At 43.1% G+C, this 26493-nt stretch carries 35 protein-coding genes; 12 read left to right on the top strand and 23 right to left on the bottom strand.

Annotation, left to right across the window (positions count from 1 at the left end; genetic code table 11):
* Window positions 1–16 precede the first annotated feature (16 nt).
* From A11Q_RS13265 to A11Q_RS01410, 3 genes are read left to right on the top strand one after another with little or no spacing between them, the layout of a single operon-like run.
* Window positions 17–400: a fibronectin type III domain-containing protein gene (locus A11Q_RS13265; protein WP_015468995.1), complete on the top strand. Its 384-nt coding sequence runs from the start codon at window positions 17–19 to the stop codon at window positions 398–400.
* A gap of 43 nt (window positions 401–443) precedes the next feature.
* Window positions 444–2276 carry a S8 family serine peptidase gene (locus A11Q_RS13260; protein ID WP_015468994.1) on the top strand — a complete coding sequence of 611 codons (1833 nt, stop codon included), beginning with the start codon at window positions 444–446 and terminating at the stop codon, window positions 2274–2276.
* Window positions 2273–2662, top strand: a complete 390-nt coding sequence (locus tag A11Q_RS01410; protein WP_015468993.1) for a hypothetical protein — start codon at window positions 2273–2275, stop codon at window positions 2660–2662. Before A11Q_RS13260 ends, A11Q_RS01410 begins: the two co-directional genes overlap by 4 nt.
* Here A11Q_RS01410 and A11Q_RS01405 read toward each other — a convergent pair whose 3' ends face one another.
* From A11Q_RS01405 to A11Q_RS01395, 3 genes are all read right to left on the bottom strand, one after another.
* A complete protein-coding gene (locus A11Q_RS01405) occupies window positions 2663–3544 on the bottom strand; it encodes a hypothetical protein (protein ID WP_041575017.1) in 882 nt (293 codons plus the stop codon).
* A 52-nt stretch (window positions 3545–3596) separates the two neighbouring features.
* The gene (locus tag A11Q_RS01400; protein WP_015468991.1) at window positions 3597–4397 is read right to left on the bottom strand and encodes a hypothetical protein; all 801 of its coding nucleotides are present in this window, start codon (window positions 4395–4397) and stop codon (window positions 3597–3599) included.
* An 80-nt stretch (window positions 4398–4477) separates the two neighbouring features.
* Window positions 4478–5617, bottom strand: a complete 1140-nt coding sequence (locus tag A11Q_RS01395) for an MBL fold metallo-hydrolase (RefSeq protein ID WP_015468990.1) — start codon at window positions 5615–5617, stop codon at window positions 4478–4480.
* 75 nt (window positions 5618–5692) lie between these two features.
* Between A11Q_RS01395 and A11Q_RS01390 the strand changes: the two genes are divergently transcribed.
* Window positions 5693–6226 (top strand): hypothetical protein, encoded by a 534-nt coding sequence (locus tag A11Q_RS01390; protein ID WP_015468989.1) that lies wholly within the window; start codon window positions 5693–5695, stop codon window positions 6224–6226.
* Between the two features lie 27 nt (window positions 6227–6253).
* Here A11Q_RS01390 and A11Q_RS01385 read toward each other — a convergent pair whose 3' ends face one another.
* The gene (locus A11Q_RS01385; RefSeq protein ID WP_083860460.1) at window positions 6254–6799 is read right to left on the bottom strand and encodes a DUF924 family protein; all 546 of its coding nucleotides are present in this window, start codon (window positions 6797–6799) and stop codon (window positions 6254–6256) included.
* A 216-nt stretch (window positions 6800–7015) separates the two neighbouring features.
* Between A11Q_RS01385 and A11Q_RS01380 the strand changes: the two genes are divergently transcribed.
* On the top strand, window positions 7016–8719 hold the full coding sequence (locus A11Q_RS01380) for an ATP-binding cassette domain-containing protein (protein ID WP_015468987.1): 1704 nt from the start codon (window positions 7016–7018) through the stop codon (window positions 8717–8719).
* A gap of 53 nt (window positions 8720–8772) precedes the next feature.
* Here the strand turns inward: A11Q_RS01380 and A11Q_RS01375 are convergent, their stop codons facing one another.
* The 10 genes from A11Q_RS01375 to A11Q_RS01330 form a co-directional block, all read right to left on the bottom strand.
* The gene (locus A11Q_RS01375) at window positions 8773–9168 is read right to left on the bottom strand and encodes a DoxX family membrane protein (RefSeq protein ID WP_015468986.1); all 396 of its coding nucleotides are present in this window, start codon (window positions 9166–9168) and stop codon (window positions 8773–8775) included.
* Between the two features lie 66 nt (window positions 9169–9234).
* Entirely contained in the window at window positions 9235–9864 is a 630-nt protein-coding gene (locus tag A11Q_RS01370; RefSeq protein WP_015468985.1) for an HD domain-containing protein, read from the bottom strand.
* Window positions 9864–10217 (bottom strand): DUF1428 domain-containing protein, encoded by a 354-nt coding sequence (locus A11Q_RS01365; protein WP_015468984.1) that lies wholly within the window; start codon window positions 10215–10217, stop codon window positions 9864–9866. The genes A11Q_RS01370 and A11Q_RS01365 overlap by 1 nt, the downstream gene beginning before the upstream one ends.
* Window positions 10202–11188 (bottom strand): CDF family Co(II)/Ni(II) efflux transporter DmeF, encoded by a 987-nt coding sequence (dmeF, locus tag A11Q_RS01360; protein ID WP_015468983.1) that lies wholly within the window; start codon window positions 11186–11188, stop codon window positions 10202–10204. Before dmeF ends, A11Q_RS01365 begins: the two co-directional genes overlap by 16 nt.
* An 8-nt stretch (window positions 11189–11196) precedes the next feature.
* Complete coding sequence (locus A11Q_RS01355) at window positions 11197–11475, bottom strand: metal/formaldehyde-sensitive transcriptional repressor (RefSeq protein ID WP_015468982.1); 279 nt, start codon at window positions 11473–11475, stop codon at window positions 11197–11199.
* A gap of 106 nt (window positions 11476–11581) precedes the next feature.
* A complete protein-coding gene (locus A11Q_RS01350) occupies window positions 11582–12412 on the bottom strand; it encodes a sulfite exporter TauE/SafE family protein (protein ID WP_015468981.1) in 831 nt (276 codons plus the stop codon).
* A gap of 7 nt (window positions 12413–12419) precedes the next feature.
* Window positions 12420–12848 carry a YeeE/YedE family protein gene (locus tag A11Q_RS01345; protein WP_015468980.1) on the bottom strand — a complete coding sequence of 143 codons (429 nt, stop codon included), beginning with the start codon at window positions 12846–12848 and terminating at the stop codon, window positions 12420–12422.
* Complete coding sequence (locus A11Q_RS01340; RefSeq protein ID WP_015468979.1) at window positions 12845–13270, bottom strand: YeeE/YedE family protein; 426 nt, start codon at window positions 13268–13270, stop codon at window positions 12845–12847. Before A11Q_RS01340 ends, A11Q_RS01345 begins: the two co-directional genes overlap by 4 nt.
* Entirely contained in the window at window positions 13270–13947 is a 678-nt protein-coding gene (locus A11Q_RS13255) for a rhodanese-like domain-containing protein (protein ID WP_015468978.1), read from the bottom strand. Before A11Q_RS13255 ends, A11Q_RS01340 begins: the two co-directional genes overlap by 1 nt.
* A 74-nt stretch (window positions 13948–14021) precedes the next feature.
* Window positions 14022–14666, bottom strand: a complete 645-nt coding sequence (locus A11Q_RS01330) for a Crp/Fnr family transcriptional regulator (protein WP_015468977.1) — start codon at window positions 14664–14666, stop codon at window positions 14022–14024.
* Between the two features lie 149 nt (window positions 14667–14815).
* Here A11Q_RS01330 and A11Q_RS01325 point away from each other — a divergent pair, with 149 nt between their 5' ends.
* The 3 genes from A11Q_RS01325 (at window position 14816) to A11Q_RS01315 (ending at window position 16361) form a co-directional block, all read left to right on the top strand.
* Complete coding sequence (locus tag A11Q_RS01325; RefSeq protein ID WP_015468976.1) at window positions 14816–15712, top strand: MBL fold metallo-hydrolase; 897 nt, start codon at window positions 14816–14818, stop codon at window positions 15710–15712.
* A 3-nt stretch (window positions 15713–15715) separates the two neighbouring features.
* A complete protein-coding gene (locus A11Q_RS01320) occupies window positions 15716–15913 on the top strand; it encodes a YgaP family membrane protein (protein WP_015468975.1) in 198 nt (65 codons plus the stop codon).
* A 94-nt stretch (window positions 15914–16007) separates the two neighbouring features.
* Window positions 16008–16361, top strand: a complete 354-nt coding sequence (locus A11Q_RS01315) for a zinc ribbon domain-containing protein YjdM (protein WP_015468974.1) — start codon at window positions 16008–16010, stop codon at window positions 16359–16361.
* Here the strand turns inward: A11Q_RS01315 and A11Q_RS01310 are convergent.
* From A11Q_RS01310 to A11Q_RS01300, 3 genes are read right to left on the bottom strand one after another with little or no spacing between them, the layout of a single operon-like run.
* Window positions 16348–16941, bottom strand: a complete 594-nt coding sequence (locus A11Q_RS01310; protein WP_015468973.1) for a P-loop NTPase family protein — start codon at window positions 16939–16941, stop codon at window positions 16348–16350. The genes A11Q_RS01315 and A11Q_RS01310 overlap by 14 nt on opposite strands.
* Before the next feature lie 18 nt (window positions 16942–16959).
* Entirely contained in the window at window positions 16960–17658 is a 699-nt protein-coding gene (locus A11Q_RS01305; RefSeq protein WP_015468972.1) for a pirin family protein, read from the bottom strand.
* Window positions 17659–17693: 35 nt separating this feature from the next.
* On the bottom strand, window positions 17694–18224 hold the full coding sequence (locus A11Q_RS01300) for a YceI family protein (protein WP_015468971.1): 531 nt from the start codon (window positions 18222–18224) through the stop codon (window positions 17694–17696).
* Between the two features lie 115 nt (window positions 18225–18339).
* Between A11Q_RS01300 and A11Q_RS01295 the strand changes: the two genes are divergently transcribed.
* Entirely contained in the window at window positions 18340–19251 is a 912-nt protein-coding gene (locus A11Q_RS01295; protein WP_015468970.1) for a LysR family transcriptional regulator, read from the top strand.
* Window positions 19252–19277: 26 nt separating this feature from the next.
* Here the strand turns inward: A11Q_RS01295 and def are convergent, their stop codons facing one another.
* The 3 genes from def to A11Q_RS01285 form a co-directional block, all read right to left on the bottom strand.
* On the bottom strand, window positions 19278–19841 hold the full coding sequence (gene def, locus A11Q_RS01290) for a peptide deformylase (protein ID WP_015468969.1): 564 nt from the start codon (window positions 19839–19841) through the stop codon (window positions 19278–19280).
* Window positions 19842–19922: 81 nt separating this feature from the next.
* The gene (locus A11Q_RS14005; RefSeq protein ID WP_015468968.1) at window positions 19923–20048 is read right to left on the bottom strand and encodes a hypothetical protein; all 126 of its coding nucleotides are present in this window, start codon (window positions 20046–20048) and stop codon (window positions 19923–19925) included.
* Between the two features lie 86 nt (window positions 20049–20134).
* Window positions 20135–21055 (bottom strand): NAD(P)/FAD-dependent oxidoreductase, encoded by a 921-nt coding sequence (locus A11Q_RS01285; protein WP_015468967.1) that lies wholly within the window; start codon window positions 21053–21055, stop codon window positions 20135–20137.
* Window positions 21056–21211: 156 nt separating this feature from the next.
* Here A11Q_RS01285 and A11Q_RS01280 point away from each other — a divergent pair, with 156 nt between their 5' ends.
* Complete coding sequence (locus A11Q_RS01280) at window positions 21212–22138, top strand: LysR family transcriptional regulator (RefSeq protein ID WP_015468966.1); 927 nt, start codon at window positions 21212–21214, stop codon at window positions 22136–22138.
* 37 nt (window positions 22139–22175) lie between these two features.
* On the opposite strand, the gene A11Q_RS01275 is transcribed toward A11Q_RS01280, so the two are convergent.
* The 3 genes from A11Q_RS01275 to A11Q_RS01265 form a co-directional block, all read right to left on the bottom strand.
* Complete coding sequence (locus A11Q_RS01275; RefSeq protein WP_015468965.1) at window positions 22176–23066, bottom strand: hypothetical protein; 891 nt, start codon at window positions 23064–23066, stop codon at window positions 22176–22178.
* A gap of 133 nt (window positions 23067–23199) precedes the next feature.
* A complete protein-coding gene (locus tag A11Q_RS01270) occupies window positions 23200–24585 on the bottom strand; it encodes an MBL fold metallo-hydrolase (protein ID WP_015468964.1) in 1386 nt (461 codons plus the stop codon).
* Entirely contained in the window at window positions 24582–25373 is a 792-nt protein-coding gene (locus A11Q_RS01265) for a hypothetical protein (RefSeq protein ID WP_015468963.1), read from the bottom strand. Before A11Q_RS01265 ends, A11Q_RS01270 begins: the two co-directional genes overlap by 4 nt.
* 38 nt (window positions 25374–25411) lie before the next feature.
* Here A11Q_RS01265 and A11Q_RS01260 point away from each other — a divergent pair, with 38 nt between their 5' ends.
* Entirely contained in the window at window positions 25412–26008 is a 597-nt protein-coding gene (locus A11Q_RS01260) for an SCO family protein (RefSeq protein WP_015468962.1), read from the top strand.
* A complete protein-coding gene (locus A11Q_RS01255; protein WP_015468961.1) occupies window positions 26005–26490 on the top strand; it encodes a copper chaperone PCu(A)C in 486 nt (161 codons plus the stop codon). The genes A11Q_RS01260 and A11Q_RS01255 overlap by 4 nt, the downstream gene beginning before the upstream one ends.
* The last annotated feature ends 3 nt before the right edge of the window (window positions 26491–26493 follow it).

Below are 26493 nucleotides of genomic sequence, written 5' to 3'. Positions count from 1 at the left end.
CTTGAAAGGAAGCCTCATGCTCAATAAATTTCTGCGCTTATTCTGTAAACCTGTAGTTCAAACTCTGTTGTTAGTGCTGCTGCTGCTTCCTTTATCTTCCTGTAAAAATTCTGATGATCGCAAAGGAGCTCTTGTCACTTGGGATGCCAATCGTGAATCCTCTGTTAACAGTGATGGTGGCGGATATAAAGTCTACTACAGTACAAAATCTGGATTTGACCCGCTAACAGAAGGAACCGTTATTGTTGTCCCACATATCGCTCATGCACAACACACTCCGAACAAGGCTATGATTTCAGGTGTTCCCGCGGGAACCTACTATGTGCGCGTTATGGCCTACAGTCGTTTTGGAACAAGTGATTTTTCAACCGAACAATCTATAGTTGTTCCTGCTCTTTAAGTATTTTCATAAGAAATTTTTTAGAAATTAATTCGGAGAACTCATGTCTATTATTTCGAATCACTTTAATCGCTCAGTTTTTAATACGGCTCTAGTAGCAGGGATACTTTCATTATCATCTATAACTCAGGCTCAAAATTTTGTTGATGGGGAAGTTTTAATTAAATTTAAAAAGAAAGCGGCAACGGCACAAAGCCATCAACTGCAAGCTCAGTCCTTTCGTGCTTTTGGCGTAAATCATCATCAGACGCTAGGAAATACAGGATATTCTGTTTTTCACATTCCCAGCCCCTTGCAAACTCTAAGTGCCATTTCTGAAATTGAGCGATCTGAAGATGTTGAGTCTGTACAACCGAATTATATCTACCACGCTTCGGCTTTGCCTGATGATCCAGATTTAGACCAATTGTGGGGATTAAAAAACAGCGGGCAGACGATTGGAATTCCTGCTGAATCTATAGATGCTCTTTACCCAACTAATAATCCCGGAACTTCAGGGCTGGATATGAATTTAGAGCCGGCTTGGGATTTAATCACGGATTGTAGCTCAACAGTCGTCGCCGTTTTAGATACTGGTATTCAGTATAACCATCAGGATTTAAAAGATAATATGTGGAACGGTGGATCTCAATATCCTTATCATGGGTACGATTTCATCGATAATGATAACAATCCTATAGACTCAAATAGCCATGGAACTCACGTGGCGGGAACCATCGGTGCTGTGGGAAACAATGGCTTAGGCATCGCCGGCGTCTGCTGGAAAGTTCAATTGATGGCTGTTCGTGTTTTAAATACTCTAGGCAGTGGAAGTAGCTCTGCGATCATCAGCGGAGTCGACTTTGCTATTCAAAATAAAGCCAATGTCATCAATATGAGTTTGGGTGGAGCCGGACTCGGCAGTGATATGGCCTTTCAACAAATTTTACAAGACGCTTCAGATGCTGGAATTGCTATTATCGTAGCAGCAGGAAATAGCAGTGTAGATAATGATAATAGCCCTAACGCTGATTACCCTTGCTCTTTCACAATACCCAATCTTGTGTGTGTCGCTGCTTTAGATCAAAGCTATGATATCGCTGACTTTTCTAATTATGGCATCACCAAGGTTCATGTTGGAGCTCCAGGGACTAATGTTCTGAGTTCAATTCCAGGACGCTTTGAAGTTTTTGGAAAAGATACTCCTGGAACAGCGTGGACCAATAGCACCAGCCACAATTGGGAAATACAGCTTTACAACGGCTACGAATATCTGAACTATCCAAACGGCTATAGCTCTGTTGTCTCGCCTAATACCTATATTGCAGGAAATGCCGCTGTCTCGCGCCAATACAACTTTCCCCCTGGCGGAGATGTTCTGACATTCAGTTACTTTGCTAAGTACAACACTCCTGCTGATGCGGGCTTTAGAACATTTATCAATGCCAACGGAGTCGATGCCTTTGCAGGAACTCAAATAGCCGCTGTCACTGGCACTACCAGTGGTGAATACAGAAACAGAGGTTTTGTTACCAGTCAGTGCCTCAATAAAACCTGTGCCGTCGGCTTTCGTTTCGAAGCTGGTTCAAATGGAACGTCGGGGCAAGGTGTAAGTTTAGTTCAAGCACAATTCAAAAAGCTGACTTTCACCAATACGAATTACAGCGTCTACAAAGGCACATCAATGGCTTCGCCGCATGTGGCGGGTTTAGCTGCGATGTTATTTGCTTACAATCCGCAGTACCTCGCCAGCGATGTTGTCGAGTCGATTAAAAATTCTGGTGTGGATGCTCCTCATATCGCCACAAAAACATCTACTGGAAAAGCTGTGGATGCTTTTGCTGCTTTGAAATATATTAAAACACCTTCAAACGTACAGATTGGAATTAAACAATGAGCTCAAACAAAACTAAAATTCTTTTTGTCTGTGTCATGACATTGATGTCATGCTCATCACAACCTTCGGCTTCAGTCGAAACAGCACCAGCAACGGAATCCGCTTCGGCGCCTTCTGGAAAAATGACTCCGGCTGTTTTCGATCAAGAAAGCCGTGTGATTAAAGGAGAATATATTATTACAACTGTAGATTCAGTTAATAAACCGGAAGAACTTCTACGGCAGATTTTTAAAAAATATGAATTAAAAACGCTACGTCATATTGGTGGGCGCATGTACATGATTCATCTTGTCGCAGACCCAGGAATTGAAACACTACAAAAAGTTGTAAAAGACAATGCTCAATTAAAAGCGGTTCAACCTAACTTCCGCTACAACACACAATAATTAAATTTCTTTTAAAATAATAATCTGGGTTCTCTGAAACTGAGGGTCCCAGAAAATATTACTTTTGGCTTCGACTACCATCTGTGTGCCATTCGCAAATAGTATTTCTTGCTCATGCGAATAGGTATTTGCGAAATAAGAGATCGGTCTTCCCGTCTTTCCTAAAATCACCATAATAAGTCCCACCTTGCCATCAGTGCTTTCATCCGTACTTTCAGGTTCTGTGTACACAGCACTGTGCTTAGCGAAGCGGAATCCCACATCTAAAGACAGTGATGTCGAAATAAATGCGGCATCTTTTGCTAACTCACCGATGCGGTAGTAATTTGCAATCCGTTCTTCTGAAAGACGCGTTCCACGGAACGATAGCCCTTCGTAGCGTGGTAATTTAGAAAGAGCAAAACGCATTTTCTGAGTCCACAATACAGTTTCCTCTGAATCTGGTAATGAGTCCCGCAATTCGCGATTCACCACTTCATACATCGGTTCACCGCCACAGTCCTCTCCTGCAGAATACTGGTACAAGATCGCTCCCCATTGATTCTCTTCCACCGAGATAAAATCCTGTGGATCGGCATAGCGGCGCTCGGGATCTATCGCCGTCATCAGCATCTCGTATGTTGCTTTTTCTATTTCTTGTCGTGGAGTCGCCACATAGTCGCGCATCAACCTCAATGCAGATTCACCATCATGCAGTACCCTTCGCAGCTGACTTAAGAATTGTAAGTCCTCGGCAGAAACTTCATGATGGCTTAAAGCCTCAGTCTGTATATCCACTGGCCCATCAACTTGCGCTGTCGCAATGGATGGGGAAACTACCGCCGCTAAAAGCAGAAGTGAAAGCAGGCTTAATTTAATATTTTCAGTCCATGTCTTTTTCATACACTCTTTCACTGGATCAGTTTCCTCTACTTAATTTCCTCTACTCAATTTTCTAAATAAACAAATTCACAAAGGTGGCAATGATGCCCACCGTGGTTAGTCCGGCTCCGGCTATGTACGGAGTTGCTGTGCGAATATACTGTCTTGATACGCGCTCGGCGGCTTGTAGTACTGTTTGAGGTTCGGCATTTCCAATAACGAAAAGCTGTGTCTGTTGCCGACGTCCGTCTGCCCCGCGCACACCTTGTGTGATCAACTGGCGCATCAGTTCATGTGGCAATACACGCTGACGTACATTCTGTGCGAGTTCAATTCCGGCGGCTTCACTGACCAACTTGCAGACTCCGGCGGCGCAATCTAAACTACGCGGGGGTCCCTTTTGGCGAAAGTAGGCAATGATCTGATCTTGAATTTTTCCATCAGGGTCCGCGATACGCACCACTAAGCCACGATCCAGCAAAGAAGAGCGCGTGTTGAGCTGAGGTTTTTCAAAAGCCAGCTTCCCATCATAGCGATAGACATTGGCCACTAAGTACATGTGTCCGGCACTGTTTAATCCCACGAAAAAGGCGTCATCGCCCCCTAGGTTTTCAGCAAATAGAGTACGGCCGCGGATCAGCTCGCTGCGCTCTACACGGCGGACAGTGACCTGTCGGTCGTAGATCGTCATCTGGCTGACTAAAACTTTAACATCATCCCACTGCTCTGTACGAACAGCACGATTATCGCGGGCAGCCGCCTGAGACGATACAGAGGCGGCTAATAGCTCAGAAAACAGTGCAGAGCACCTCATCTGCGCCAAGGCTGGAAGCGAGACAAAGCCCGCCAATAAGAAAATCAGAAGTTTTTTCATTCTCTGTTAGGCAAAGCAAGTGGCATGCCGTACAGAGCGACAAGAACCTGTTTTAATAAGGCTTCAGATTAATTCGCTTTTTAATTCGCTTTGGGAGCAATCAAATCTTTCCACCAATTTTCAGATTTATAATCGTCGTTGATAATAATCATTTCACCTAATTTCGGTGAAACCAGATTGATCTGACGCTCTTCTGCCAGCTGACTGATAGTCTGAATGGGGTCATACCATGGATGAAGCGCTAAAACGAACATGCCCCAGTGCACAGGGAAAAATCGCTTGGCTCTTAAATCAAAGTAAGCCTGTGCCGCTTCACTGGGAAGCATGTGTACTTCTTTCCAGCGTTCGTTGTACTGTCCTGTCTCTAGAAAAGCGATATCAAACGGGCCAAATCTTTCACCGATATCTTGAAAGTGAATATCGTAACCCGAGTCACCACTGAAGTAGATATTGTGCTGCGAATTGCGAATCACCCAAGAGGCCCAAAGAGTCTGATTATCATGTCGTCCATCACGGCCTGAAAAATGTTGTGCTGGGGTCGCAATAAATTCAAGATCTTCAACTTTAAGGTTCTGCCACCAGTCTAACTCAGTAATACGAGACTCTTCGATTCCCCATCCTTGTAGATAAGAGCCGACTCCTAACGGAGTTAAAAATTTAACGTCTTTATTTTGAAAGAACTGAATACTTTTTTTATCTAAATGATCGTAGTGATCATGTGAAATCACGATATAGTCAATTTTGGGAAGATCTTCTAGCGTGATCACCGCTGGTTGGAATCTTTTAATCATAAAGCTAACTGGAGCCGCCGAGCCTGAAAACACCGGATCAAATAAAATAATCTTTCCGTCGAAGTTTAAAATAAAACTTGAGTGACCAAACCAAATCACTTTTAAGTTTGGGCTGGGTTTTAAGAACTCTTGCATATCTGGCTTCACTTCCGGTAGAAGCGACAGTGGAGTTTTATCTAGGCCCCCAGCAAAAAAATCGTAGATACCTTTTGCTGTCATCACTTTTTTTCGCATCTCTTCCAGAAGGCGCGGACGACGATTGACAAAAATCCCACGTTCTTTGTCGTACTGTGGTGACTGTTCAAATCTCTGTCTGTATTCGGCCTGTGGATACTGCCCAAATGACGGATAACTTAAAGCATACAAAGTCACTATTGCTAGAATAGGAATAGCGATCAGTACTAGAATCAATATGGCGAAAAATTTCATAGGACCTCACTGATTTCTATTTGTGCATATTAACAAGCCTCAATACACTAACATAGTGTCAATGACTTAGAAAGTATGGTTTTGAAAAGTATGACTTTAAAAGGCACGAGTTTACAAGAACCTCAGATTTTTAAAAATCTTTTAACATCAGAAGAACATCAAGACTTAATTCGTCAACTGCAACCATTTGTTTCTCAGTACGATTACGATCCAGAATTCAATCGCTTCAGTATTGATAGCGATCAAAGTCCTATTCTTAAAACCTATGCCGAAAAATTACTGCCTATCGCGCGCCGCTTTTTTAAAAGTGAAACTCTACTTCACACCTATAGTTTGTTTGTGCAGTATCAAGGTCCAAATGCCAAGTTGCCTCCACATAAAGATAAGAATGCCTGCACATACACGTTAGACTACTGCCTTTACCAAACAGTTCCATGGGAGCTTTGGGTCGAAAACAAGTCTTACTTACTTTCCCCGAATGAGGCTGTTGCCTATTACGGAGAAAACCAACTTCACTGGCGCGAAAAATTCAACGGCACTTCACGTGATCATGTAGCGATGATCTTCTTCCACTTTGCAGAGCCGGACCACTGGTTCTTTAATCCCTAGTGCTCTTGCGAGCTTCGGAAACTATTTTTAGAAAGATGAGTTGGGTTGTTTCAAAAATTCTATTTCTTCTACTGTGGACGGACGCCCTAAAATTTCATTGCGATGGGGATAACGTCCGAAGCGATCGATAATGTTTTTATGCAAAATTTCAAAGTGCAGATTGTTTTCCAAACCTTTTTCAGAAAACAATTTAACGGCTTCTTCATGAACTTGTCGGTCTTCACTGTGCATATAGGGCATATATAAAAAAGCCCGTTGCTGTAGATTTAATTTTTTATCTTCCCCTAACGCCACGGCCTCTTGTGCTAATTGCAACGCCAGCGCGTCCCCAGAAAAAGCTTTTGCAGAACCACGAAATATATTTCTAGAAAATTGATCTAATACTAAAACTTCAGCTAAACGGCCTTCTGGAGTCTGCCTCCATGACGAAAACTTTCCCGCTAAGGCCTCGTTAAAGGTCGTCGAATATTTTTTTGTCATCAGTTGATCGAATTCTTCATTTTTTTCAAACCACAATTTTGAGTCGATCTCATGAAACCAAAAATTTACAACCTGTTGATATTCCATAACTATTACCTCGCTGTTTCCGTTTTATTTCGTTCTGAAGCCGTTGTCTTGAGTTTTTTTGCAAACTGGGTTATTCTGTACCCCTCTGGGCCCAAATCCAGAGTCTATGAGAAAATAAACAGACCTTCACTCATTCTAGAATTTCATTAACTGCATTTTTTAATGCATCAGCATAGCGCTATTGTGGCATCCCTCGGATCTACACCGCGCTGAGGTTTGTTTATGTCGTCTATTATTACCGCCCATCAGGTTTCCTATGAGTTACCAAATGGACTTCTTTTATTTGAAAATGTGAGCTTTTCTTTAGATTCAAAAATCACGGCTTTAGTTGGCCCGAATGGAGTGGGAAAGACCTGTCTGTCCCAACTTCTTTGCGGTGAATTAGAGCCCAGCTCCGGAAGAATCATTCGCAAGGGAATCATTCGCTATTTTCCTCAAAGGCAAACTCCACCGCCGATTTCTGTCGACGAATTTTTAGCCTCTGAATCTGGCTCTGAAGCAGAAATCGGCCTTGCAACTGGTTTTGAAAGTGATCTGGCCTCATGGTCTATCACGCGTGAAAGTTTACTGAGTCCCTTAAAGCAAGACTTACTTAAAAAGGATTTACTCAATAACTCTTCTGCCAGACCAAAACTGTGTACAGAACTCAGTGGAGGTCAATGGATGCGCGTTCGTCTGGCGAAAGCCCTTGGGGCTGGCTTTCTAGTTTTAGATGAGCCGACTAATGATTTAGATCGTGACGGACGTGAAGCGCTGTTGGATTTTTTGTGCCAGCGCCAGCAGTGGCGAACTGGTGGTGTTCTGCTGATTTCCCATGATCGCGAATGCCTGAATTTATGCGAAGATGTTCTTGAACTTTCTAATCGTGGTCTTAGTAAGTTCGGCATGAGTTGGAATGAGTATCTTCTAGCCAAAGAGCAAGAGCGGCAGGCGCTGCAACGTCAATTAGATGTGAGCACGCGCGAACGCAATCAGGCGGCTCAACATCGTCACGATCAAATCGAAAGACAAGAAAAGCGAAACCGCCAAGGCTCAGCAGCTGGCGCCCGTGGCGGACTTCCTAAAATTTTACTAGGTGCACGCAAGCGTAAGGCCCAAGCCACGACAGCTAAGTTAGATGTCAGGACACTAGACAAAGCCAACGCCGCTGTTCGCAGCGTACACGAGGCCCTGTCTCAGATTAAAGTCGATCCGATGATGTATGCCGATTTGCTCGGCCAGCCTCTTCCTGAACAGAAGCTGATTGCTGAGGCTCGAAACTTCAATCTGAGATTTTCGAACTCGTCCGCTGGCGATTCAACCCAAACTGAGTTGCCGCATAGTGGATGGCTTTACGCGGAAGATCTTAATTTTATTTGGCGAGGCAATCTCCGATTGGCGTTGAAAGGACCCAATGGATCTGGCAAGTCCACCCTTCTTAAAGAACTCCTGACAGGCACTGATGATGCTCAGGGCTCTTTACAGAAAACCAACCGCGATATCAGAGGTGAGCTTCGCAAAGGGCAACTGCGCACACTTTATATTGACCAGCGCTGTTCCTTTTTAAAAGATGACCTGAGCATTTTGGAAAATATCCGTGAACATGCCGTTGCTGACGAAAGTGAAATTCGCAATAACTTGGCAAAGTTTCTATTCACCAAAGATAAAGTTTTTCAAACTGTTCAGTCCCTGAGTGGAGGCGAACGCCTACGAGCCGCCTTAGCTTGTGGTTTTATGCAAGAGCAAGCCCCTGAGCTGCTGATTCTAGATGAACCCACAAATAATTTAGATTTGGCTAATGTGGAATTTTTAGAAAATTTAATTCAAGAGTTCCGTGGCGCTTTAGTGGTGATTTCGCACGACGAAGTTTTTTTGAAGAACTGTGGTGTCACTGAGGAATTTGACTTGTCTGACAAGCGTGTGGATGTGTCTTCTGCCCAAAGTTGAGTGTTGGTATACTGTGCCAACACTCAACTTGTGGCTCAAGACAGACTCTCTGCTTATTCGCGGGCTTTAAAAAGGCCTTTGATTTTTGCTGAGTAGGGCGTCGAGAAAAAGCCCAAGAAAATCATCAATACACCGATAATGATGGCGATTGGCAATCCACTTGGCTCCATGAACGCATGAACCAAAAAGATGTTCAACACGATTGGGGCCAAAACCACTAGAGCCAAAGGAACGAAAAAGCCACTCAGTAGCATGGCTCCGCAAATAGTTTCTACAGCCTTTAAGAAGGGCATGAAATAACCGCTGGCCATCAAACCGGCATTAAATGTCTGTAATTTTTCTGGAAGATCTGGTGGAGGCGGCACAAGATTAAATAGACCGACAATCCCTCCTGCGAAAAAAATAAAGCCCAAGATCAAACGCGCTGCTAAAGTAAATTTGGATTTCATACATTCTCCTTATAACTCTAATCAAACACCACCTCGGATAAGGCGTCTATCTTAAATTTAGAACCTTTAAATTTCTGATTTTAAATCATCCAAATACTGACGCATGATTTCCGCGCGTCTTTGGCCTTCGCTGCGACCGGCAGCTGTTTTTAAAGTCTCTACTGTTTTAAAAAGTTTGGCGTAGAAGTGATCGACAGTGAATTGGCGATCATCCACAGGTCTTTCCACACAAAAAGGGTCCTCTTCCGAATAAAAAGGACGTTTTAATAATCCAGCAGTCGCAAAACAGCGGGCCAATCCGATGGCGCCTAAACCATCTAGGCGATCGGCATCTTGCACGATCTGAGCTTCTAACGTACGTGTGGGAATATTCGCACTGAAACTATGGGCTTCGATGGCATGGGCAATGTCCCCGAGATACTCTGTAGGGTAATGGAGTTCCTGTAGAAATTTGATAGCAGCTTCAGCAGAAAGGCGCGAGGCCTGTGCACGGCGGGGATCATTCTTTGGAATGATGACCAGATCATGCAACCAAGCAGCGGGAATGACGACTTCTGGTTTTGCATTTTCTAATGCACAGAGCTTCTTAGCCGTTTGCACTACACGTTTAAAGTGCAATAAATCATGGGCCGGATCTTCACTGGAAGCCACCTGTGCAATTTTTTTCTCTAAAGCCGCCTCTATCGTTAAGAGCATTATTTACTCATCAGCACATTAAAACCCGCTAGCGCAAAGCCTTTGGGGTCAAATGGCATATCGTAATTGTCTAGGTTCATACGTGGGTCTGCGTGAACTTTTTCATTTACTTTATTGCGATGAGCTTTGGATTTATAAACGATAAAAGAAAAAAGAATCGTTTCATCTTTTTTCAGATTACACATCTTGGGAAAACCTTGACCCCATGGCACAAATTCATCAGCGGCACATTCGTAGTAATCTAAGGCTCCGTATTCCAACCAGATTTTTTTGCCAAGCTTCGCCATTTTTTTATAGGCGGGCATATTTTTCTTTTTAACTTTGATCACGAATCCGTCTACGTACTTGGCCATGTGGATACCCTTTCTTCGATGATGAGGTGCTGAATATTGAACTTTTCCAGAATGCGCTGACGATAGTAGTCAGTTCCTCTGAGTTCTTGTCCGTGAATAACCAGCTCGCAGGCATGGGCACTGGGAGCAATTCGCCAAACATGAAGATCAGCGATTTTCACGTTCACATCTTCAGCAAACAGTTTTCGTATCTCTTCACCTTTAATGAGCTTTGAATTGCCGTCAAGCAATTCCCACACAGTGTCTTGGGCCAAGCCAAAAGCCCATTTTAAAATCACTAACGATCCCAAGATTCCAATCAAAGGGTCAGCCCACATCCAACCGAAATAACGCCCGACCAGCAAAGCTCCAATCGCTAAAATAGAAGTTAACGCATCCGCCATCACATGCAACAAAGCACTGCGATGATTGTGATCATGTATATGATCATGATCGTGGTCTTCCCCCTCGTGATGGGCCTCATGCTGATGATGGTCTTCGTGGTCATGGTGTGAGTGTGAATCCATCAACAACAAGACGCTCATAATATTCACAACAAGTCCAACCACAGCCACAGTTACTGCTGTGTTAAAACTGATAGCAACTGGGTTTAGCAATCGCTCGAACGATTCCACAGCCATAAAGACGGCGACTAATCCCAACATCAATGCACTGGTGTACCCGCCTAAGGGAATTAATTTACCCGCACCGAAAGATAGCTTTTTATTCAAGGACTGTGATTGAGCTAAGCGGTAGACGACTAATGAAATTCCCAAAGCGCCCACATGGCTAGCCATATGCCAACCATCAGCTAACAAGGCCATCGATCCAGTTATATATCCATAAGAAATTTCCACCACCATAGTGATGAATGTTAAAATCACCACTAGAAATGTTTTCTTTTCGTTTTTTCCCAACTGATTGTCTTGCACAACATAGTCGTGTCCATCATGTATGGCCTGAGCTGTATTTGGCTTTTGCGATAAATCCATATATCAACTCATTTCCAATAAGTTTTCATGACTTTGATCAATTCGAGCGCGGCTTTATCCTGTGATGACTTCGGAGATCGAGCATTCTGCATCACATGCTCTGTAATATGACCTTCAACTAATTCTCCCATAAGGCCATTAAGTCCGCCGCGACAAGCGGATAAAGTCTGCAAAACCGCAAAGCAATCTGCATCAGCCTCTAAACTGCGCTCGACGGCTTCTAATTGTCCTTTGATACGACGAATTCTAGAGACAAGTTTCTTTTTATTTTCAATCACGTGGGACATATATCACCTCATATAATATACCCCAGTATAGTATATTGTGTGCTGAAAATCAAAGCTTCATCATAAGATATGAATGCATGACAAACCAAAGACTGTCTAAATATTGTTAAATTAAGCGTAAAACTTGATCTAGTAGGACCCCAAAGCCCATAACCAATACAAAATAACCAAACCCAGTCTTCAGATATTTTTCTGGGATTTTTTCTGACAACATGGCACCGCCAAACAGACCTACTGTCGCAATTGTCAAAATCGTAAGGGCCAATATCCAGTCTACAGAAATACCTTGCTGTAAATCTTTAGAAAATCCAAATAGTGAATTCGCCGCAATGATAAACAGTGAAGTTCCCACCGCTTTTCTTATGGGAAGACCAGCAAAAAGAACTAAGGCTGGGATAATTAAAAATCCTCCTCCGGCCCCAACAAATCCCGTCACAGCACCGACTAAAAATCCCTGCAAAGCCGTCAACGCCCACTTCTTGGTGTTATTCTTGGCACTCAAGGTATCTTGGTTATTTTTTTGCTTTTGTTCTTGTTTTTGTTTTTGGCCACGCAGCATCGAGACCGACGTCAGCAACATTAAAATAGCAAATAAGACCATCACCAATGTGGCCTTACTGATATCAGAATGAAAAATGCGAAAGACAGGATCTGGCAATGCCGGCAAAAGTAGGTGTCGACTTAAATAGACTCCCATAAAACTCGGTAAGGCAAAGATGAATCCTGTTTTCAGATCCACTTCCTCTTTGCGAAGATAAAAAAAGCCTCCAATCAGTGAGGTCACACCGACGATAAATAAAGAATAGGATGTCGCCAATAAAGGTTCTGTTTGGAAAAGGTAGACCAAAATAGGAACTGTCAGAATAGAGCCACCGCCTCCGGTTAATCCTAGAATCAGTCCCATCAGAATAGCTGCACCATAACCTAGGATTTCCATATACACCTTACCTTTTGATTTTAAGAACTTTATCCAGCCAGCGGAATATCAACATACCGATCAACATACTCACTACAAAAATTATTGGGCGTAACTCAAAGGTGGCCAAGGCTGTAATCGCTGGCCCCGGGCAGAAGCCTGCCAGTGCCCAGCCCACACCAAACACGAAAGAACCGAGTACTAAAGACGGCGTGATTTCTTTTTTCGTCGGCACATGCCACTCGCTAGACCAGAATGGTTTAGCGCGGCGACGGATCAGGCGATAGCTGATCCCGTGCACAGCAATAGCTCCCACCATCACAAACATCAATGATGGGTCCCATTGACCAAAAATATCTAAAAAGCCCACCACTTTTTGAGGTTGAGTCATACCTGACAAACCTAATCCAATAGCAAAAACAAAACCTACGACTAAGGCTGCTAGTGAATTTTTCATAAAAGTATCCCTAACTTTCTAAAGAGCACGACCGCCAGAGTTCCTGCCACCATAAAAACTACAGTGGCTATCAACGAGCGTGGTGACAAGCGACTGATACCACAGACACCATGACCGCTGGTGCAGCCGCTTCCCATAATCGTACCGAATCCCACAAGCAATCCAGCAACACCTACAGTCCACATCGGTGTCTGTAGTGTGTTTTCAAAAAAATCAGAGTTCATCTGACGCATCACCAGCCCGCCAAGAACAAGGCCCGCAATAAAAAGAACTCTCCATTGCGAGTCGCCTTTTAATGGCGACAGCACGCCGTTAATAATGCCGCTGATTCCCGTTACACGACCATTCCAGTACAACATCAGTGAAACGGAAATTCCAATCAGCACTCCACCTAATAAGGCATTAATCCACTCTGTCTGCATTATGAGTTCCTCTCTGTCGGAAATTTTTTATCATTCCAAGACAACATACCACCCACCATATTCATGGTCGATGTATATCCCAGCTTTAGGCTTTCTGCTGTGGCCGTTCCCGATCTGGCTCCACTGCGACAGACAAATACAATCGTCTGCTGACGATCCCCTTTTTCTAAAAAATCTGTCAGCTCTGGCCCCAATGTCACCAAGGTGGCCCCAGCAATATGTGACAGTTCGCCATTGAATTCATCAGGACGACGAACATCAATCAAACGCACATTTTTTGCTTCTAAAAATTGGGGCTGGAACAAATAGCTTTGCACATCATCTACCGAGATTTCAGGAATGCCATTGACGATCTGAGGTTGTAAAGATTTGGATACAGGATAGTTCAGCTCGAGCCACCGATGACAACGACTTAGAAAAACAAAATTTTCAAAATTTTTAATTTGGTTATATATCGCATCTTCTGCGGACTCTGCACAGACAAGAATAGCTAGCCGATCACCGATCTGTTGCAGACGTAATGGCAACTGTTCAGGTGTGATAGCAGTGGCGTTGGGAATATGGCCTTTTGCATATTCCCCTTGAGGACGCAAATCTAAAACCTGAATCAGCTCGGGCTCGGATGTCCATATATTATAGACCTGTTCGCATGTTAAATGTGTCTTCTTAAATTCCATAGGTTGATTATGCACCTATGGCTGAAAAAGAATGATGTGCTAGCACATACTTTCTGACAATTTATTTCAAATCGCTATTGGCTGTCGTCTTGTAACGAGATCAGCGCATCTCGATCTAAAATTTCAATGGATCGCCCCTCTTGGCGAATAAGTCCACGGAATTCCAAATCCGCTAAGGCCTTAATCACTGTCGAAACAGTGCTGGCACAGAAGTTGGCGATCTCTTGCCGTGTCCAGTTATGTTCTGGGTGCAGATCTTTTAAATAAATCAATGCCTGTGCCACTCGCACATCGATTTGATGATCCAAAACCATGACGTGTTGATTTTCACAGCGGCGAAGTTCGCGGGATAAAACTTTGACCACATCAAACAACATCTGCGGCTGTTTTTGCAAAACGGATAGGATTGTGGCTTTAGGTACAAGATGCAAAACAGTGGGCTCAAGGGCCACCGCAGAGGCATGGTATTTTTCATCTGAAAATAGCGAACGATGTCCAAAAAACTGATCTTGTCTGAAAAATCGCAGTAAATGTTCTTTGCCTGTCAGCCCCAGAATCACTAACCCCACGAGGCCCTTTTGCACAAAGTAAATCCCGCGGGGATCATCCCCCTGTTTATAGATGCTATCGCCCCGTTTAAGCTCGATTACAGTGGCAGCAGACTCAAACTCGGCTTGTACATCTGAAGGTAACCCTGTCCATAACTGTTTGAATTCCATAGAAAAAGACTAAACTATCTGCGCTAAAAAGAGAAGTTTTGATACAGCCCCGCTTTTTTAACAAAAGTATGTTCCAGAACATACTTGTACTGAGTCCTTTCAGGTTAAGATGTCTTCAATATCTTCACAGAAACCATAACGGAGGATCTATGAAGCTCACATTGAAATCCCCAGCAAAATCCACATTACAACCTGTAGTGAAAGAGTTTTTTGACAAAGCCACATGGACACTGACCTACGTGGTCTACGACCCCGACACGCGGGATGCCTTGGTGATTGATCCCGTATGGGACTACGATCCGGCGGCTTCTAAAATGTCGCAGGACTCTGCCGCCGAGGTTTTAAATTTTATTCAAGCACAGAATCTTCAGGTGCATTATATTTTAGAAACCCACGCCCACGCCGATCACGTTTCAGGCTCTCAGGTTCTGAAGCGGAATTTACCAAAGGCCCAAATTGGTATCGGTGCCCGCATCACTGATGTACAAAAAGTTTTTAAGAATGTCTTTAATCTGGCTGCTGACTTTAAAACCGATGGTAGCCAATTCGACTTACTCCTAGAAGAGGGAAAACCTCTGCATGCGGGCGCGCTCACTGTAGAGACTCTTTATACTCCGGGGCATACTCCGGCCTGTGGCACTTATATTATTGGCGATGCTGTTTTTACCGGAGACGCTCTCTTCATGCCTGACTATGGCACCGGACGCTGTGACTTCCCTGCAGGCAGTGCAGATGACCTTTACAGCTCAGTCCAAAAAATCTATCAACTGCCAGATCACTACCGCGTTTTTGTGGGCCACGATTACATGCCAAATGGACGAGAGTTAGCATTTCAGTCAACTATCCAAGAACAAAAAGAACAGAACATCCAACTGAAATCCAACACCAGCCGCGAACAGTTTGTCAGCTTTCGCAATGCCCGTGATAAAACGTTGGCGGCACCGAGATTACTGCTACCAAGTGTGCAAGTGAATATCGACGCAGGTCATTTGCCACAGCCAGAAGACAACGGAACTAAATATTTGAAAATACCAATCAAGGAGTAAACCATGACAAAAAATATCCACCCTATCGAAAGAACTATTCGTATCCTCGCAGGAGCTATTCTGACTTCATTGGCTTTCTGGGGGCCAGCTAACTACTGGTTTCTGTTGGGCCTAGTGCCGTTAGCTACAGGTTTTCTGGGATGGTGTCCACCCTACGCAATGCTGGGAATTAACACGTGCTCGTTAGGTCATAAAAAATAGTTTTTACACCTAACTAGATATTCCACTAGTTCTTTAAGGCGAAATCTCTGTTTCGCTTCTTTGAAGATTCTTCAGTGTGATAGCATCTCGAATTATGTCAACAACACCTAAATGTCCCCAATGTAATTCTGAAAATGTCTATCAAGATGGCAATCTATGGATTTGCCCCGAGTGCTTCCACGAATGGAGCGCCGTTGCTGTCGCAGAAGAAGCCCCTGCCGAAGCAGATACGCATAAACGCGATGCCTTCGGCAATATCCTGCAAGATGGTGATTCAGTCACAGTGATTAAAGAGCTAAAAATCAAAGGCTCGTCATCCGTTGTGAAAGTCGGCACGAAAGTGAAAAGCATTCGCCTGACCGATGCCGGTGATGGCCACGATATTGCCTGTAAGATTGATGGCATTGGCTCAATTAATTTGAAATCGGAATTCGTTAAGAAGGCCTGATAGACTTTAAAAATCTTTCGGCCTCGTCCCTACTTTTTAAACGGACAAATAACACATGACTCCATTCGGGGTCATTGAAATAGCTTTCGTATTTACTTTGGTTTTTCTGATAGTTTGTGATCATCCACCAGATCACAGATTTTTTACTGAAAAAACTGCGGCGAAAGGATTCGGTATTTCCGGTGCCTCTCCAAAGCTCTTTTTTCTGCCACGCTCTGCTGATGGAACGCTGAATGGATTGCCTTAAAGTGGTCAGAAATGAATAGTCCAACCAGACCACCATTTGCACCCGCTGCCATTTGATGGGAACGGTGCGGGTGTAATTTCCGTCAAGAACCCAGGCCTCTTGACTGACTGCTTGCTCTACACGGGGAAAGAACTCGTCGTCTGTGGATTCTGTCCAGTTCGGTTTCCAGAATAATTGATCCATTTCAACATGAGGCACATTTAAAATACGGGCCAGTCTTCGACTGAACGTCGACTTGCCCGTTGCACTAGAACCAACAACATTAATTCGTTTTATTTTTGCAAATGTATCCGAATTCAAAAATCCACTGTCTTGAGCTTTCACCGGATCCATATTACCGGATCTAGTCGATTAGGCCAGATCAAATAATATAAACTCACTGCCTTCTACGGCGCGAAATTTTAGAAGTTCGGCCTGCGTGAAGGAAGCGGCATCTCCGGCGCCGATTTCAGTTCCATTGATGTTCAAACGTCCTGTCACCACCTGCACCCAAGCACCGCGCGTGGGACGTAATTGATACTCAATTTCATCCTCAGCTTTCAGGCGCGAGATGTACATATCCGCATCTTGATTGATGCTGATCGAACCTTCACGTCCGTCCTGTGAAATCACGTGCACAAGTTTCTGTGAATTCAGTTCTTTTTCAAAAGACTTCTGCCCGTAGTTTGGCTGCGCTCCACGCTGAGCCGGCATAATCCAGATTTGAAAGAAATGGGTCTCGTCTTCAGGCTGCGCATTGTATTCTGAGTGCACAACTCCTGTTCCCGCAGTCATACGTTGCACTTCGTTGGGACGGATAATCGTTTTATTTCCTATCGAATCCTGATGTTGAAGTGCGCCTTTGACCACGTACGAGATAATCTCCATATCACGATGAGGATGGGCGTCAAAACCAGTTCCTCCTTCAATGCGATCTTCATTGATCACACGTAAGGACCTGAATCCCATTTGCTGAGGATCGTAGTACTCGGCGAATGAGAATGTATGTCTGGATTTAAGCCAACCGTGATTGGCCAATCCACGCTCGTTTGATTTTCTGAGTTGCAGCATGGGGCCTCCTTTTCTTTTTTGTTATGCCTAACTGCTTACGCTTGTTTTACAAATTGCACTTCCAACGTGATGTTCACATCGTCACCGACTAAAACACCGCCAGCTTCCAGTGCCGCATTCCACGTCAAACCAAAATCTTTACGTTTGATTTTGGTACTGGCTGAAACACCGATTTTAATATTTCCATAGGGATCTTTTAACTCTTCTGATGGACCTTCAACATCTAAAGTCACCTCTTTCGTCACGCCGTGGATGCTCAGATCACCTGTCACTTTCAGCTCGTCACCTGAGCCTTCTACTTTTTTAGATTTAAAGGTGATCTGCGGAAATTTTTCCACATCGAAAAAGTCTGCACTTTTCAAGTGGGCATCACGTTGTGGCTCGCGAGTATTGATACTGCTGGCATCGATACTAACATCCACTGCCGATGCCGCGGCATTTTGTGCGTCGTAGGTTAACGTTCCTGATAGTTTTTCAAACCCGCCATGCACTTTAGCGATCATCATGTGTTTAATACTGAAGCTCACACTTGAGTGGGTTGGGTCTATTTGCCATTTGGTAGCCATTTGAGTCTCCTTTTGTTTCTGTAACATTTGTATGATCTTACTTTACGTCATCTTTCATTAGTTGATTAGACTGTATAATCTAGATTAATAGTTCATTGTATTGTACAATTGACCTATGATAAAACACCCCGATCTGAATGAAATCGTTATTTTTGTTAAAGTGGTCGAAACCGGCAGCTTCGTACGGGCTGCCGAGCAATTGGAAATACCCAAATCCACTGTTAGCGCCAAAGTCTCGTCATTGGAAAAACGCCTTGGTGTTACATTGATTCGTCGAACGACCCGCAAATTGCATATCACTGAGGCCGGTAAGGACTACTATCAGAACAGTGTGCAAGCGCTACGCCAGATCACCAGTGTGGAAGAACAACTGCATCAGGGCCAAGCGATTCCCCATGGACTTCTACGTATCACGACGCCAGTTGAGTTAGGCGGTACTGTCATGCCGCAGGTCGTGCGTGAATTCCAGAAAAAATATCCCGAGGTGCAATTAGAGTTACTTTTAACAGATAGAACTGTGGACTTAGTTGCGGAAGGTTATGATCTGGCCATTCGCGCCGGAGAGCTGAAAGACTCCAGTTTGATTTCAAAAAAATTAGGTTCGGTCTATTTTGCCCTGTTCGCCAGCCCCCAATATCTAAAAGCGAACGGCACTCCGAAGACGATAAAAGACTTAGCAGATCACTGTGCCTTGCATTTCAGTGCACTGGGTTCACGCGGCTGGCAGTTGAATGGACCACGTGGATTGGTGACAGCACCCTTATCCCGCCAAATGAAAATCAACGATTTGAATTTAATTAAGGCACTGGCGGTATCCGGCACAGGTATCGCGCTGTTGCCGACGTTCTTCTGCTATCCGGAAGTTCAAAAAGGACGACTAGTACGGGTACTCGAGGACTGGAAGTCCGATGTGCGCCCTGTGCGGTTTATCTATCCGAAACAGGATTTCTTGCCGAAGAAGCTCACAGCTTTTCTTGAGGTAGCCACCGAGATCATCACTCAAGATCTACGTAACTACAGTCTTTAAAGCAAGGTTGAGGTTGGTGGCTCGAATTATTTCTGACGACGCTTTTTCAAGTATTTGCGTTCAGCCAAATTGCGTTTCACCGGACTAAGACGATCCAAGAAGGTGATCCCTTCCAGATGATCGTTTTCATGTTGAATGCAGTTGGCGAAAAAATCACTGGCATTTAAGGTGTAAGTCTTCCCGTCGATTCCTTCAAACTCTACAGTGAGTTCTTTATGACGGACCACTTCGACTGTTAAACCTGGGAAAGATAAGCAGCCCTCTTCACATAGTTGTTCACCGGATGTGTTGATGTAGCGAGGATTAATAAAGACACGGGGTTTGAGGTTACTGAAAACCACTTCGCCGTCGACCTCTTCACGTGAGTAATCCGTATCCGAAACGAAAATTCTTTTGCTGACGCCCACTTGATTCGCCGAAAGGCCACAGCCCGGTTCGAAGTACATGACATTCAACATGGTATGAACAAGATCTTTTAATTCCTCATCATAAAGTGAAACATTTTCTGTCGGCTCTTTTAAAACAGGATGAGGGTAAGTGACTATAGGTAGTATACGAGTTGGATCTAAAATAAAATCTGTCAGTTCCATAGGAATGCCTTTCAGATTTTATTTTAGCATGATTTGACAGCAAAGTGGGAGTTTACCCACTTTTTGCCTAAAAATTTGAATCTATTTCACACCAAAGATCAGAGCGATACTGATCGTGATAGTCAGCGGAATTGCCGCATACAGAATAAATGGTAGTAATTCGCGGGTAATCTCTTTATGGTTTTGTGCCTTCTTTTCAACTTCCATATTAGCCTCCAGACCGCATTAGATAGAGTCCGTAGGTAGAAGTCAAGATAGACAGGTCCTCGATTAGCTCAAGGATAGAATTTTAATTAAAACTGATGAAAGTCTTCCGATAGCAGCTCGAATGTGGCCCATGCCCCAGCCGATTGTCCTGAGGATACAGCATTCACCACTGATTGCTGTAAAGTCACAATATCACCTGCGGCAAGGACTCCCGCAATATTCGTTCTTCCCATCTCGGCCACTTTATACAACCCCATTTCATTTTTTTCTAAACCTAACTGTTTGTCGAAATTCACACGCATAGAGATTGGCAATTGAGGCCCGACAAAAAGAGCATCTCGCTCAATGCGTGGATGATTCTTAAATTCAATAAATTGTAATTTTTGTCCCTCGTATCCTAGACAGGCAATTGGCGACTGGATTAATGGTATTTGTTTTTTCTTAAGTGCGGTGACAAAGTCTTTAGAAAGGTCACTCGCTCCGTTAGTAAAAACCATAACATCTTTTGATAGTCCTAAAATCATTGGTAGCATGTGCTCGACATAGGCTCCGCTACCAACCACACCTAAGCGCTGATCTTGCACTTCAAATCCATGACAGTAAGGACAGTGAAATACCGACTTTCCCCAAAGCTCTTGAAAGCCAGTTACGTCAGGAAGTTTGTCTTGAATCCCATGCGCCAGTATAATTTTCCGTGCATGCACGACTTCTTTTGAAGACAGTTCTACATGAAATTGCAATTGTCTTTTTTCAACTTTGTGGACTGTGGCGTTAATCAACTGAATAGTCTTATATTTTTCCAAATCATGACGAGCCTGCTGCCGCCATTTTTCTGGAGAAACCCCATCTGACCCTGCAATGTTATTAGCATGTGAAGAAATTTGATTACGAGGACGGCTATCATCGCAAATCAAAACAGATCGCCGCATACGACCTAAGGCCATTGCAGCACTTAATCCAGCATGACTACCGCCCACAATAACAACATCATATTCAGTTTTCAGCATAGAACGCCTCCTTCAACAGCATCAACTTATAGGTTATGATAGCTCTTTGAGACGATAAGAATAATTACTATGTGTTTTACTTATTGATACCTAAAAAGAATCAATAAAAACAAGCCAACATAATACAAACGTAGAAAACCATGTTAAACTCTTTCTATGGACATACGTGACCTAGAACTTTTCATTGCCGTGGCAGATACCTTAAATTTTAGAGCCGCAGCTGATAATCTTAATCTGACGCAGCCTCCGTTAACTCGTGCGATTGCAAAACTAGAGCATGAACTCGGAGTTAAGCTTTTCGAGCGAAGTACACGCAAAGTTGAATTGACTCCAGCCGGTATGACGTTGTTAAAAGAAGCCCAAGATATCATTGAGCGCATCCACGACCTAAAAAACAGTGTAAAAGAAGTTGCTAAGCTAAAACGTGGACACTTAAAAATAGGTATTACATCCGCCGCATTGCACTCTGCCGCGATTAAATCGATTTGGAAGTTTAAAGAAGAACAACCCTATTGCGATGTAAATATAATAGAAGGCCCCGTGGACGCACACATTCGCAATCTACGAAAAGGCAAACTGGATATTGCCATCTTACAAGCTCCCGCGGTTCCCGAAAAAGAAATGCCTCATTTGATTTTAGAACAAGAACCTCTGGGAATTCTTGTTTATCAGGGACATCCCTTACAAAAAAGAAAATCTATAAAATTACAAGACCTCGAAGGTGAAACGCTGATTATGCATGATCCCAAAGAAGTGGAAGGGTTTCATCGTGCGGTAAAAAATCTATTCTCAGAGTCTCGCGTAAAAGTTCAATTTTATTATCGACAGAAAAACGAAAACTGTGGATTGCTAGCCGCCTCAGGAAAGGGCCTGCTACTTACCACCAATGCTTTAGCTAAATTTGCCTTACCTGGAATAACTTTAGTTCCCATTGAAAATAATAAAGCCCGTATGAGTATCGCGGCCTATTGGATCAATGAAGATGGAAATATTGCTCTTCGGTCTTTTTTAAATTTTTTAAGAAATCAAGACTTCATCAAATCACCAAAGTCAGCTTGCTTGATGAGTCTTGCTAATTGGTAGGCGCGCACAGACCTGCGCGCCTAAAATACTAAAAAATCTATTTTACGAATACACCGGCTTGGTCGAAGCGTTTGAAAGCTTCAGCGATGATAACATCCAGTTGAGCTTCATGTAGGTCTCTGATCAAAGCGTAGTTTTTATCTAATCCATCATCATCAATAGTATTACGATTTGGCATGAATAAAGCTGCTGTTACACCATTTTTGAATGGGATCACAGCCGTACTACAGCCAGTGTCTCCGCAAATAGAAAGTTTGAAACCAATCTTCACAGTTGTATTCAGCACGATATCGCCATTTAAGCGATTTGCACTTTCTGGTTCCCAATCTGCATCAATTTGCATGTAAACCACACCTTGCTCGCCTTCTGCTTTAAGATTTGAGTACTTGCTGGTTTCCATAATAGCTAAATTGCTTTCATTGGATTCCGCATTGATAGCAATACCTCTGTTTGGCAAACCATCTTTTCTATCCATAGGCAAAGAGCGTGTTACCTCTTGCGCACCTTGATTCTTTAACGTGTTGTTACTAAATACAGCATAATCATATCCGCGTTTTTCCAACTGAGCCGCCACTGACTCATGCGCACGCATCAACAACTGTTGGTACCAAGAACCACTTGAGTTATTGAAGATCGACACATAGTAAGCTTCTTCATCTTTTTTCAATGTATTAGTTGCATCGTAGGTATAAACAAACGGCATAAAGCGAAGCATTTTTTTCTGACCCGCAGCTGGAGGCGATAACTTACCACCTGGGAAATATTGCATTTTGCTCGCCACTTGTTTTTGGTCAATTTTCGAAATGGATTTATAATGATCTTCAGAAAGCTCATCTGGAAGCATTAATAAAGCTGAACAACCTGTTAATGAGGCGGCGATGATAGCGCCAACTGTGTATTTTAAAACTGATTTTTTACTGAAAATCATTAAAAGCTCCTTTATGTTTTGGAGCATTGTCACACCCACTAAAATTGAATTCAAACCCATGAATATGGGGGGTGGCGGCCACAATTGCTTGCATATTCAGCAATTAGATAAAATAATGTGCTCTGCAGAGGACTTAAGACAAGCCAAGATCTTTCAACTGTTGCTCGTGATAACGATGAGATTTTCCATCAAATAAAATACGAATCAAGGGGTCTTCTAAAATATCAATTTCTTGCAGAGCTTTTTCTATCGGATCGGAAAAAATGATATCATTGATTCTTATATACAAGGAAGTGAGCGTTTCCCCTGTTGTGAGGGATGAATACAACTTCTGTATAGGAATTTCAGTTAACCATGTCACTTCAGACTTATTCTGATCTTTTTCTAGTGTGACTGTTGTTTCTGAAATCGAATATAAGAATTCATATTTATTTGGTTTCCCATTTTCAGAAGATTCATGCAGCACCAGTTTCCATAGGCACTGGTCTTGGACAAGACATCCCAAGCTTTCACTTTTCTGCGCGAGCAAGTCCACTAGCTCACTTTGACAGTAGTCCAAAATAAATTGACGTTCAGTCAAAGAGAGCGGGAGCAACTGATCTGCAATTTTTCCTAACGGGGTCGGTGCATGATTTGGATCATACTGATAATCTAACTCGTGCTGTGTTGAGCTTTGATCTAGACGCCGGAGCCACGACAACGGCTCCACCTCTTGAACTTGCGCGTGCGAAACAATAAAACTCTGCGCGGGGTCGACGCGTAGATACGTTGTTTGCGGGAGTAAATCTGACAGCCACGTTTTAAACTCACGATAACTAATGGGAAATAAAGCGCTGTTATACCATGACCATGGCTCGTGGATAAACTGGCAAGAACTCGGCACTGTGTAACGAGGATTTAATTCTTTTAAAATTTCACCCCATTCCTCTGGAATTTCTTTTTCGCGTGACGTTCTATTTGGACTCAGGACCTGAACCTCGCGCATGGTCTGAAACGGCCACAGCACCAGATCCCACTGCTTCACATCCTGCATTTGCTGAAGGGCCTTTGGGTCCACCCAACTGTCGACTACATTTAGGATATTAAAATCATCTATCTGAATGTGAAAAAGGCTGTCCACTTGAGGATCAAGGGCTAATCTGGGTGTCACTTGAAAATGCTTTCCAATCTTCACTGGCTGATCGACATCAAGACGAAAAACATTTTCAAATCCAAGCTGCTTAAGCATCTGGAAATAAATCGGCTCTTCGGCGTAAAGATAGATCGGTATATGGCGCTGAATACGGTTTAAGCTTTTAAAACACAGATGGTCATCATGCACATGGGAAATAAAAATCGCATCCACCTGAATTTTTGCCAGCTCACTTTCAATAAATTGCACTGCCGGAAATGGGTAGCAATTATGACTAAAAGGAGTTTCAAAAACTGGGTCCATCAGAATAGACTCGCCTGCTGCACGAAAAAGATAGCCCGCATGCAAAACACGAGAAACAGTAAAGGAGTCTATTTTAGTCTTCATTTTGATTTATAAACGTGATCCAGATACTTTTTACAGCTTTCTGAATAAAACTGTAAAAGCTCATATTCCTCGCCAAGCTCTTTAAAGTGAAAGCTTCCTTTAACCAAAGCAACTTTTTTCTTTTTGTTTTTTTTGATAAGCTGACGCAAATTTTTTAACCTTAAATCCCGAACCGCTAAAGATTCCTGCTTCAATTTTGACGAACAGCTGATGTCTTTACCTGTACACCCACCACCAATAACAAAAAATCGTGCGTTTTTTTCAATTGCCAAATCCGTATTGGTTGCCTTAGAAAAAGTTGCGATCTCTTTGTGATGTTTGTTAACAACTCGTTGGGCTTTTTTATTTAATTTCTGCCAAAATTCCGTATCGTACTCTGGCGAACCATTTACTTTCTGATCTTTTATTAAAACATGAGCCGCTGTATACTCTAATATGAAATCTTTAAATGCTTCTGACTTTCTTTCTGGTGTTTTATCTTTCGATAGGTCGGCTGGATGAAATGGACTTCGACCTTCCGCAATTAAAAATATATTTTTTTCTTTGCCAAATTCCTCTAAACAATCATAAAGGTCAGCTTGAAATTGTGATATTTCGTTTTTTTCTTGAGACGTCATTGCATCTTTTCTGTGAGTTTGCGGAAAATAGTAAATCGACGGCTTCTTTGCCATTTCTGCAAAAGAGACAATAGGCAACGAAAGAAGTATGCATACACACATTTTTATAGTCATACCTATAGTTATCAATTTATAGTTTGTGGCGCAACCAATGGTTGCACCTAGGGTCATAGATTGAAGAGGTCCTTAAATCCGACTACTCTTACCCTGTGACACAAACGAAGAAATCCCCCCTCTCTGTCTTTTTAAAAGTCCTCAGTATCACAGCCCTTGTTTTCAGTCTGGTCATCGGTGGCTTTATTTTCTACATCAACTACACACCAGCCATCGGTGGCGACTTTGACCTGACCTATCGCAACCAAGACTGGAAATTTTCGGAACAGGCGAAAGATCTGAATCTGCTTTATATTGGCTATGCAAAATGTCCTGATATCTGCCCGATGGCCTTAAGCTATGCCGGTTATGCCTTTAAAAATCTCACTCCTGCCGAGCTAGAAAAAGTTCAGTTGTTATTCCTCAGTGTCGATCGCGATAACGACTTACCAGATGATGTCGCCAACTATGCCGCCCAGTTTTTTCCTACATTTCTAGGGCTGAGTGGTTCTTCGCGTGAACAAATTGATAAGACAGTTTCATTATTCCAAGCTAGCTATATGGTGGAAGAAAATGAAAAATCCTATTTGGGATATTCGATTGCTCACACCGATAAGCTTTATTTTTTAAATAAAAAAGGCATTGTGATTCACACAATCCAAAGTCCCCGCTCTTCAGAATCTATTATCGAAACTATTAAGGAGAACCTATGAAAACCGCCATCTATATGCTGTTACCTTTGCTTTTGCTCAACACAAAAATAGCCACTGCGAAAACGACAGCTAAAGCTGACGCCAATCCTATCACGGTTGAAGGGGCCTATATTTACAAACCCTTACAAGGGTCTAGAGCCACAGCCGGCTATGGTACATTTAAAAACACAGGTAAAGACGATATCACGATTGCCATTGTCAGCTTAGATGGCTTCAAAGCGGTTGAGTTACACGAAACTGTTTCTGAAGATGGCATGATGAAAATGAAAAAAGTGGATAGCTTTGTCGTTAAAAAAGGGGGCTCATTCGAGTTGAAACCCGGTGGAAATCACATCATGTTGTTTGACGCAAATAAAGAGTTCAAAGAAGGTGAAACTCTAAACGTGGTTTTCAAAAACGGCGACAAGCAGTTTTCTTTACCATTCGAGCTTAAAGCACGCGACAAGAAGCCCGAACAGAAAAATCCTCACGCTCATCACTAGATA

This window comes from Pseudobdellovibrio exovorus JSS, assembly GCF_000348725.1.
Classification (GTDB): domain Bacteria; phylum Bdellovibrionota; class Bdellovibrionia; order Bdellovibrionales; family Bdellovibrionaceae; genus Pseudobdellovibrio; species Pseudobdellovibrio exovorus.
This window is presented reverse-complemented; position numbering and strand designations above follow the sequence as displayed.

Coding starts and splice junctions, on each gene's coding strand:
- A11Q_RS13265 (WP_015468995.1), top strand. CDS start 17: ATGCTCAATAAATTTCTGCGCTTATTCTGTAAACCTGTAGTTCAAACT.
- A11Q_RS13260 (WP_015468994.1), top strand. CDS start 444: ATGTCTATTATTTCGAATCACTTTAATCGCTCAGTTTTTAATACGGCT.
- A11Q_RS01410 (WP_015468993.1), top strand. CDS start 2,273: ATGAGCTCAAACAAAACTAAAATTCTTTTTGTCTGTGTCATGACATTG.
- A11Q_RS01405 (WP_041575017.1), bottom strand. CDS start 3,544: ATGAAAAAGACATGGACTGAAAATATTAAATTAAGCCTGCTTTCACTT.
- A11Q_RS01400 (WP_015468991.1), bottom strand. CDS start 4,397: ATGAAAAAACTTCTGATTTTCTTATTGGCGGGCTTTGTCTCGCTTCCA.
- A11Q_RS01395 (WP_015468990.1), bottom strand. CDS start 5,617: ATGAAATTTTTCGCCATATTGATTCTAGTACTGATCGCTATTCCTATT.
- A11Q_RS01390 (WP_015468989.1), top strand. CDS start 5,693: ATGGTTTTGAAAAGTATGACTTTAAAAGGCACGAGTTTACAAGAACCT.
- A11Q_RS01380 (WP_015468987.1), top strand. CDS start 7,016: ATGTCGTCTATTATTACCGCCCATCAGGTTTCCTATGAGTTACCAAAT.
- A11Q_RS01375 (WP_015468986.1), bottom strand. CDS start 9,168: ATGAAATCCAAATTTACTTTAGCAGCGCGTTTGATCTTGGGCTTTATT.
- A11Q_RS01370 (WP_015468985.1), bottom strand. CDS start 9,864: ATGCTCTTAACGATAGAGGCGGCTTTAGAGAAAAAAATTGCACAGGTG.
- A11Q_RS01365 (WP_015468984.1), bottom strand. CDS start 10,217: ATGGCCAAGTACGTAGACGGATTCGTGATCAAAGTTAAAAAGAAAAAT.
- dmeF (WP_015468983.1), bottom strand. CDS start 11,188: ATGGATTTATCGCAAAAGCCAAATACAGCTCAGGCCATACATGATGGA.
- A11Q_RS01355 (WP_015468982.1), bottom strand. CDS start 11,475: ATGTCCCACGTGATTGAAAATAAAAAGAAACTTGTCTCTAGAATTCGT.
- A11Q_RS01350 (WP_015468981.1), bottom strand. CDS start 12,412: ATGGAAATCCTAGGTTATGGTGCAGCTATTCTGATGGGACTGATTCTA.
- A11Q_RS01345 (WP_015468980.1), bottom strand. CDS start 12,848: ATGAAAAATTCACTAGCAGCCTTAGTCGTAGGTTTTGTTTTTGCTATT.
- A11Q_RS01340 (WP_015468979.1), bottom strand. CDS start 13,270: ATGCAGACAGAGTGGATTAATGCCTTATTAGGTGGAGTGCTGATTGGA.
- A11Q_RS13255 (WP_015468978.1), bottom strand. CDS start 13,947: ATGGAATTTAAGAAGACACATTTAACATGCGAACAGGTCTATAATATA.
- A11Q_RS01330 (WP_015468977.1), bottom strand. CDS start 14,666: ATGGAATTCAAACAGTTATGGACAGGGTTACCTTCAGATGTACAAGCC.
- A11Q_RS01325 (WP_015468976.1), top strand. CDS start 14,816: ATGAAGCTCACATTGAAATCCCCAGCAAAATCCACATTACAACCTGTA.
- A11Q_RS01320 (WP_015468975.1), top strand. CDS start 15,716: ATGACAAAAAATATCCACCCTATCGAAAGAACTATTCGTATCCTCGCA.
- A11Q_RS01315 (WP_015468974.1), top strand. CDS start 16,008: ATGTCAACAACACCTAAATGTCCCCAATGTAATTCTGAAAATGTCTAT.
- A11Q_RS01310 (WP_015468973.1), bottom strand. CDS start 16,941: ATGGATCCGGTGAAAGCTCAAGACAGTGGATTTTTGAATTCGGATACA.
- A11Q_RS01305 (WP_015468972.1), bottom strand. CDS start 17,658: ATGCTGCAACTCAGAAAATCAAACGAGCGTGGATTGGCCAATCACGGT.
- A11Q_RS01300 (WP_015468971.1), bottom strand. CDS start 18,224: ATGGCTACCAAATGGCAAATAGACCCAACCCACTCAAGTGTGAGCTTC.
- A11Q_RS01295 (WP_015468970.1), top strand. CDS start 18,340: ATGATAAAACACCCCGATCTGAATGAAATCGTTATTTTTGTTAAAGTG.
- def (WP_015468969.1), bottom strand. CDS start 19,841: ATGGAACTGACAGATTTTATTTTAGATCCAACTCGTATACTACCTATA.
- A11Q_RS14005 (WP_015468968.1), bottom strand. CDS start 20,048: ATGGAAGTTGAAAAGAAGGCACAAAACCATAAAGAGATTACCCGCGAA.
- A11Q_RS01285 (WP_015468967.1), bottom strand. CDS start 21,055: ATGCTGAAAACTGAATATGATGTTGTTATTGTGGGCGGTAGTCATGCT.
- A11Q_RS01280 (WP_015468966.1), top strand. CDS start 21,212: ATGGACATACGTGACCTAGAACTTTTCATTGCCGTGGCAGATACCTTA.
- A11Q_RS01275 (WP_015468965.1), bottom strand. CDS start 23,066: ATGATTTTCAGTAAAAAATCAGTTTTAAAATACACAGTTGGCGCTATC.
- A11Q_RS01270 (WP_015468964.1), bottom strand. CDS start 24,585: ATGAAGACTAAAATAGACTCCTTTACTGTTTCTCGTGTTTTGCATGCG.
- A11Q_RS01265 (WP_015468963.1), bottom strand. CDS start 25,373: ATGACCCTAGGTGCAACCATTGGTTGCGCCACAAACTATAAATTGATA.
- A11Q_RS01255 (WP_015468961.1), top strand. CDS start 26,005: ATGAAAACCGCCATCTATATGCTGTTACCTTTGCTTTTGCTCAACACA.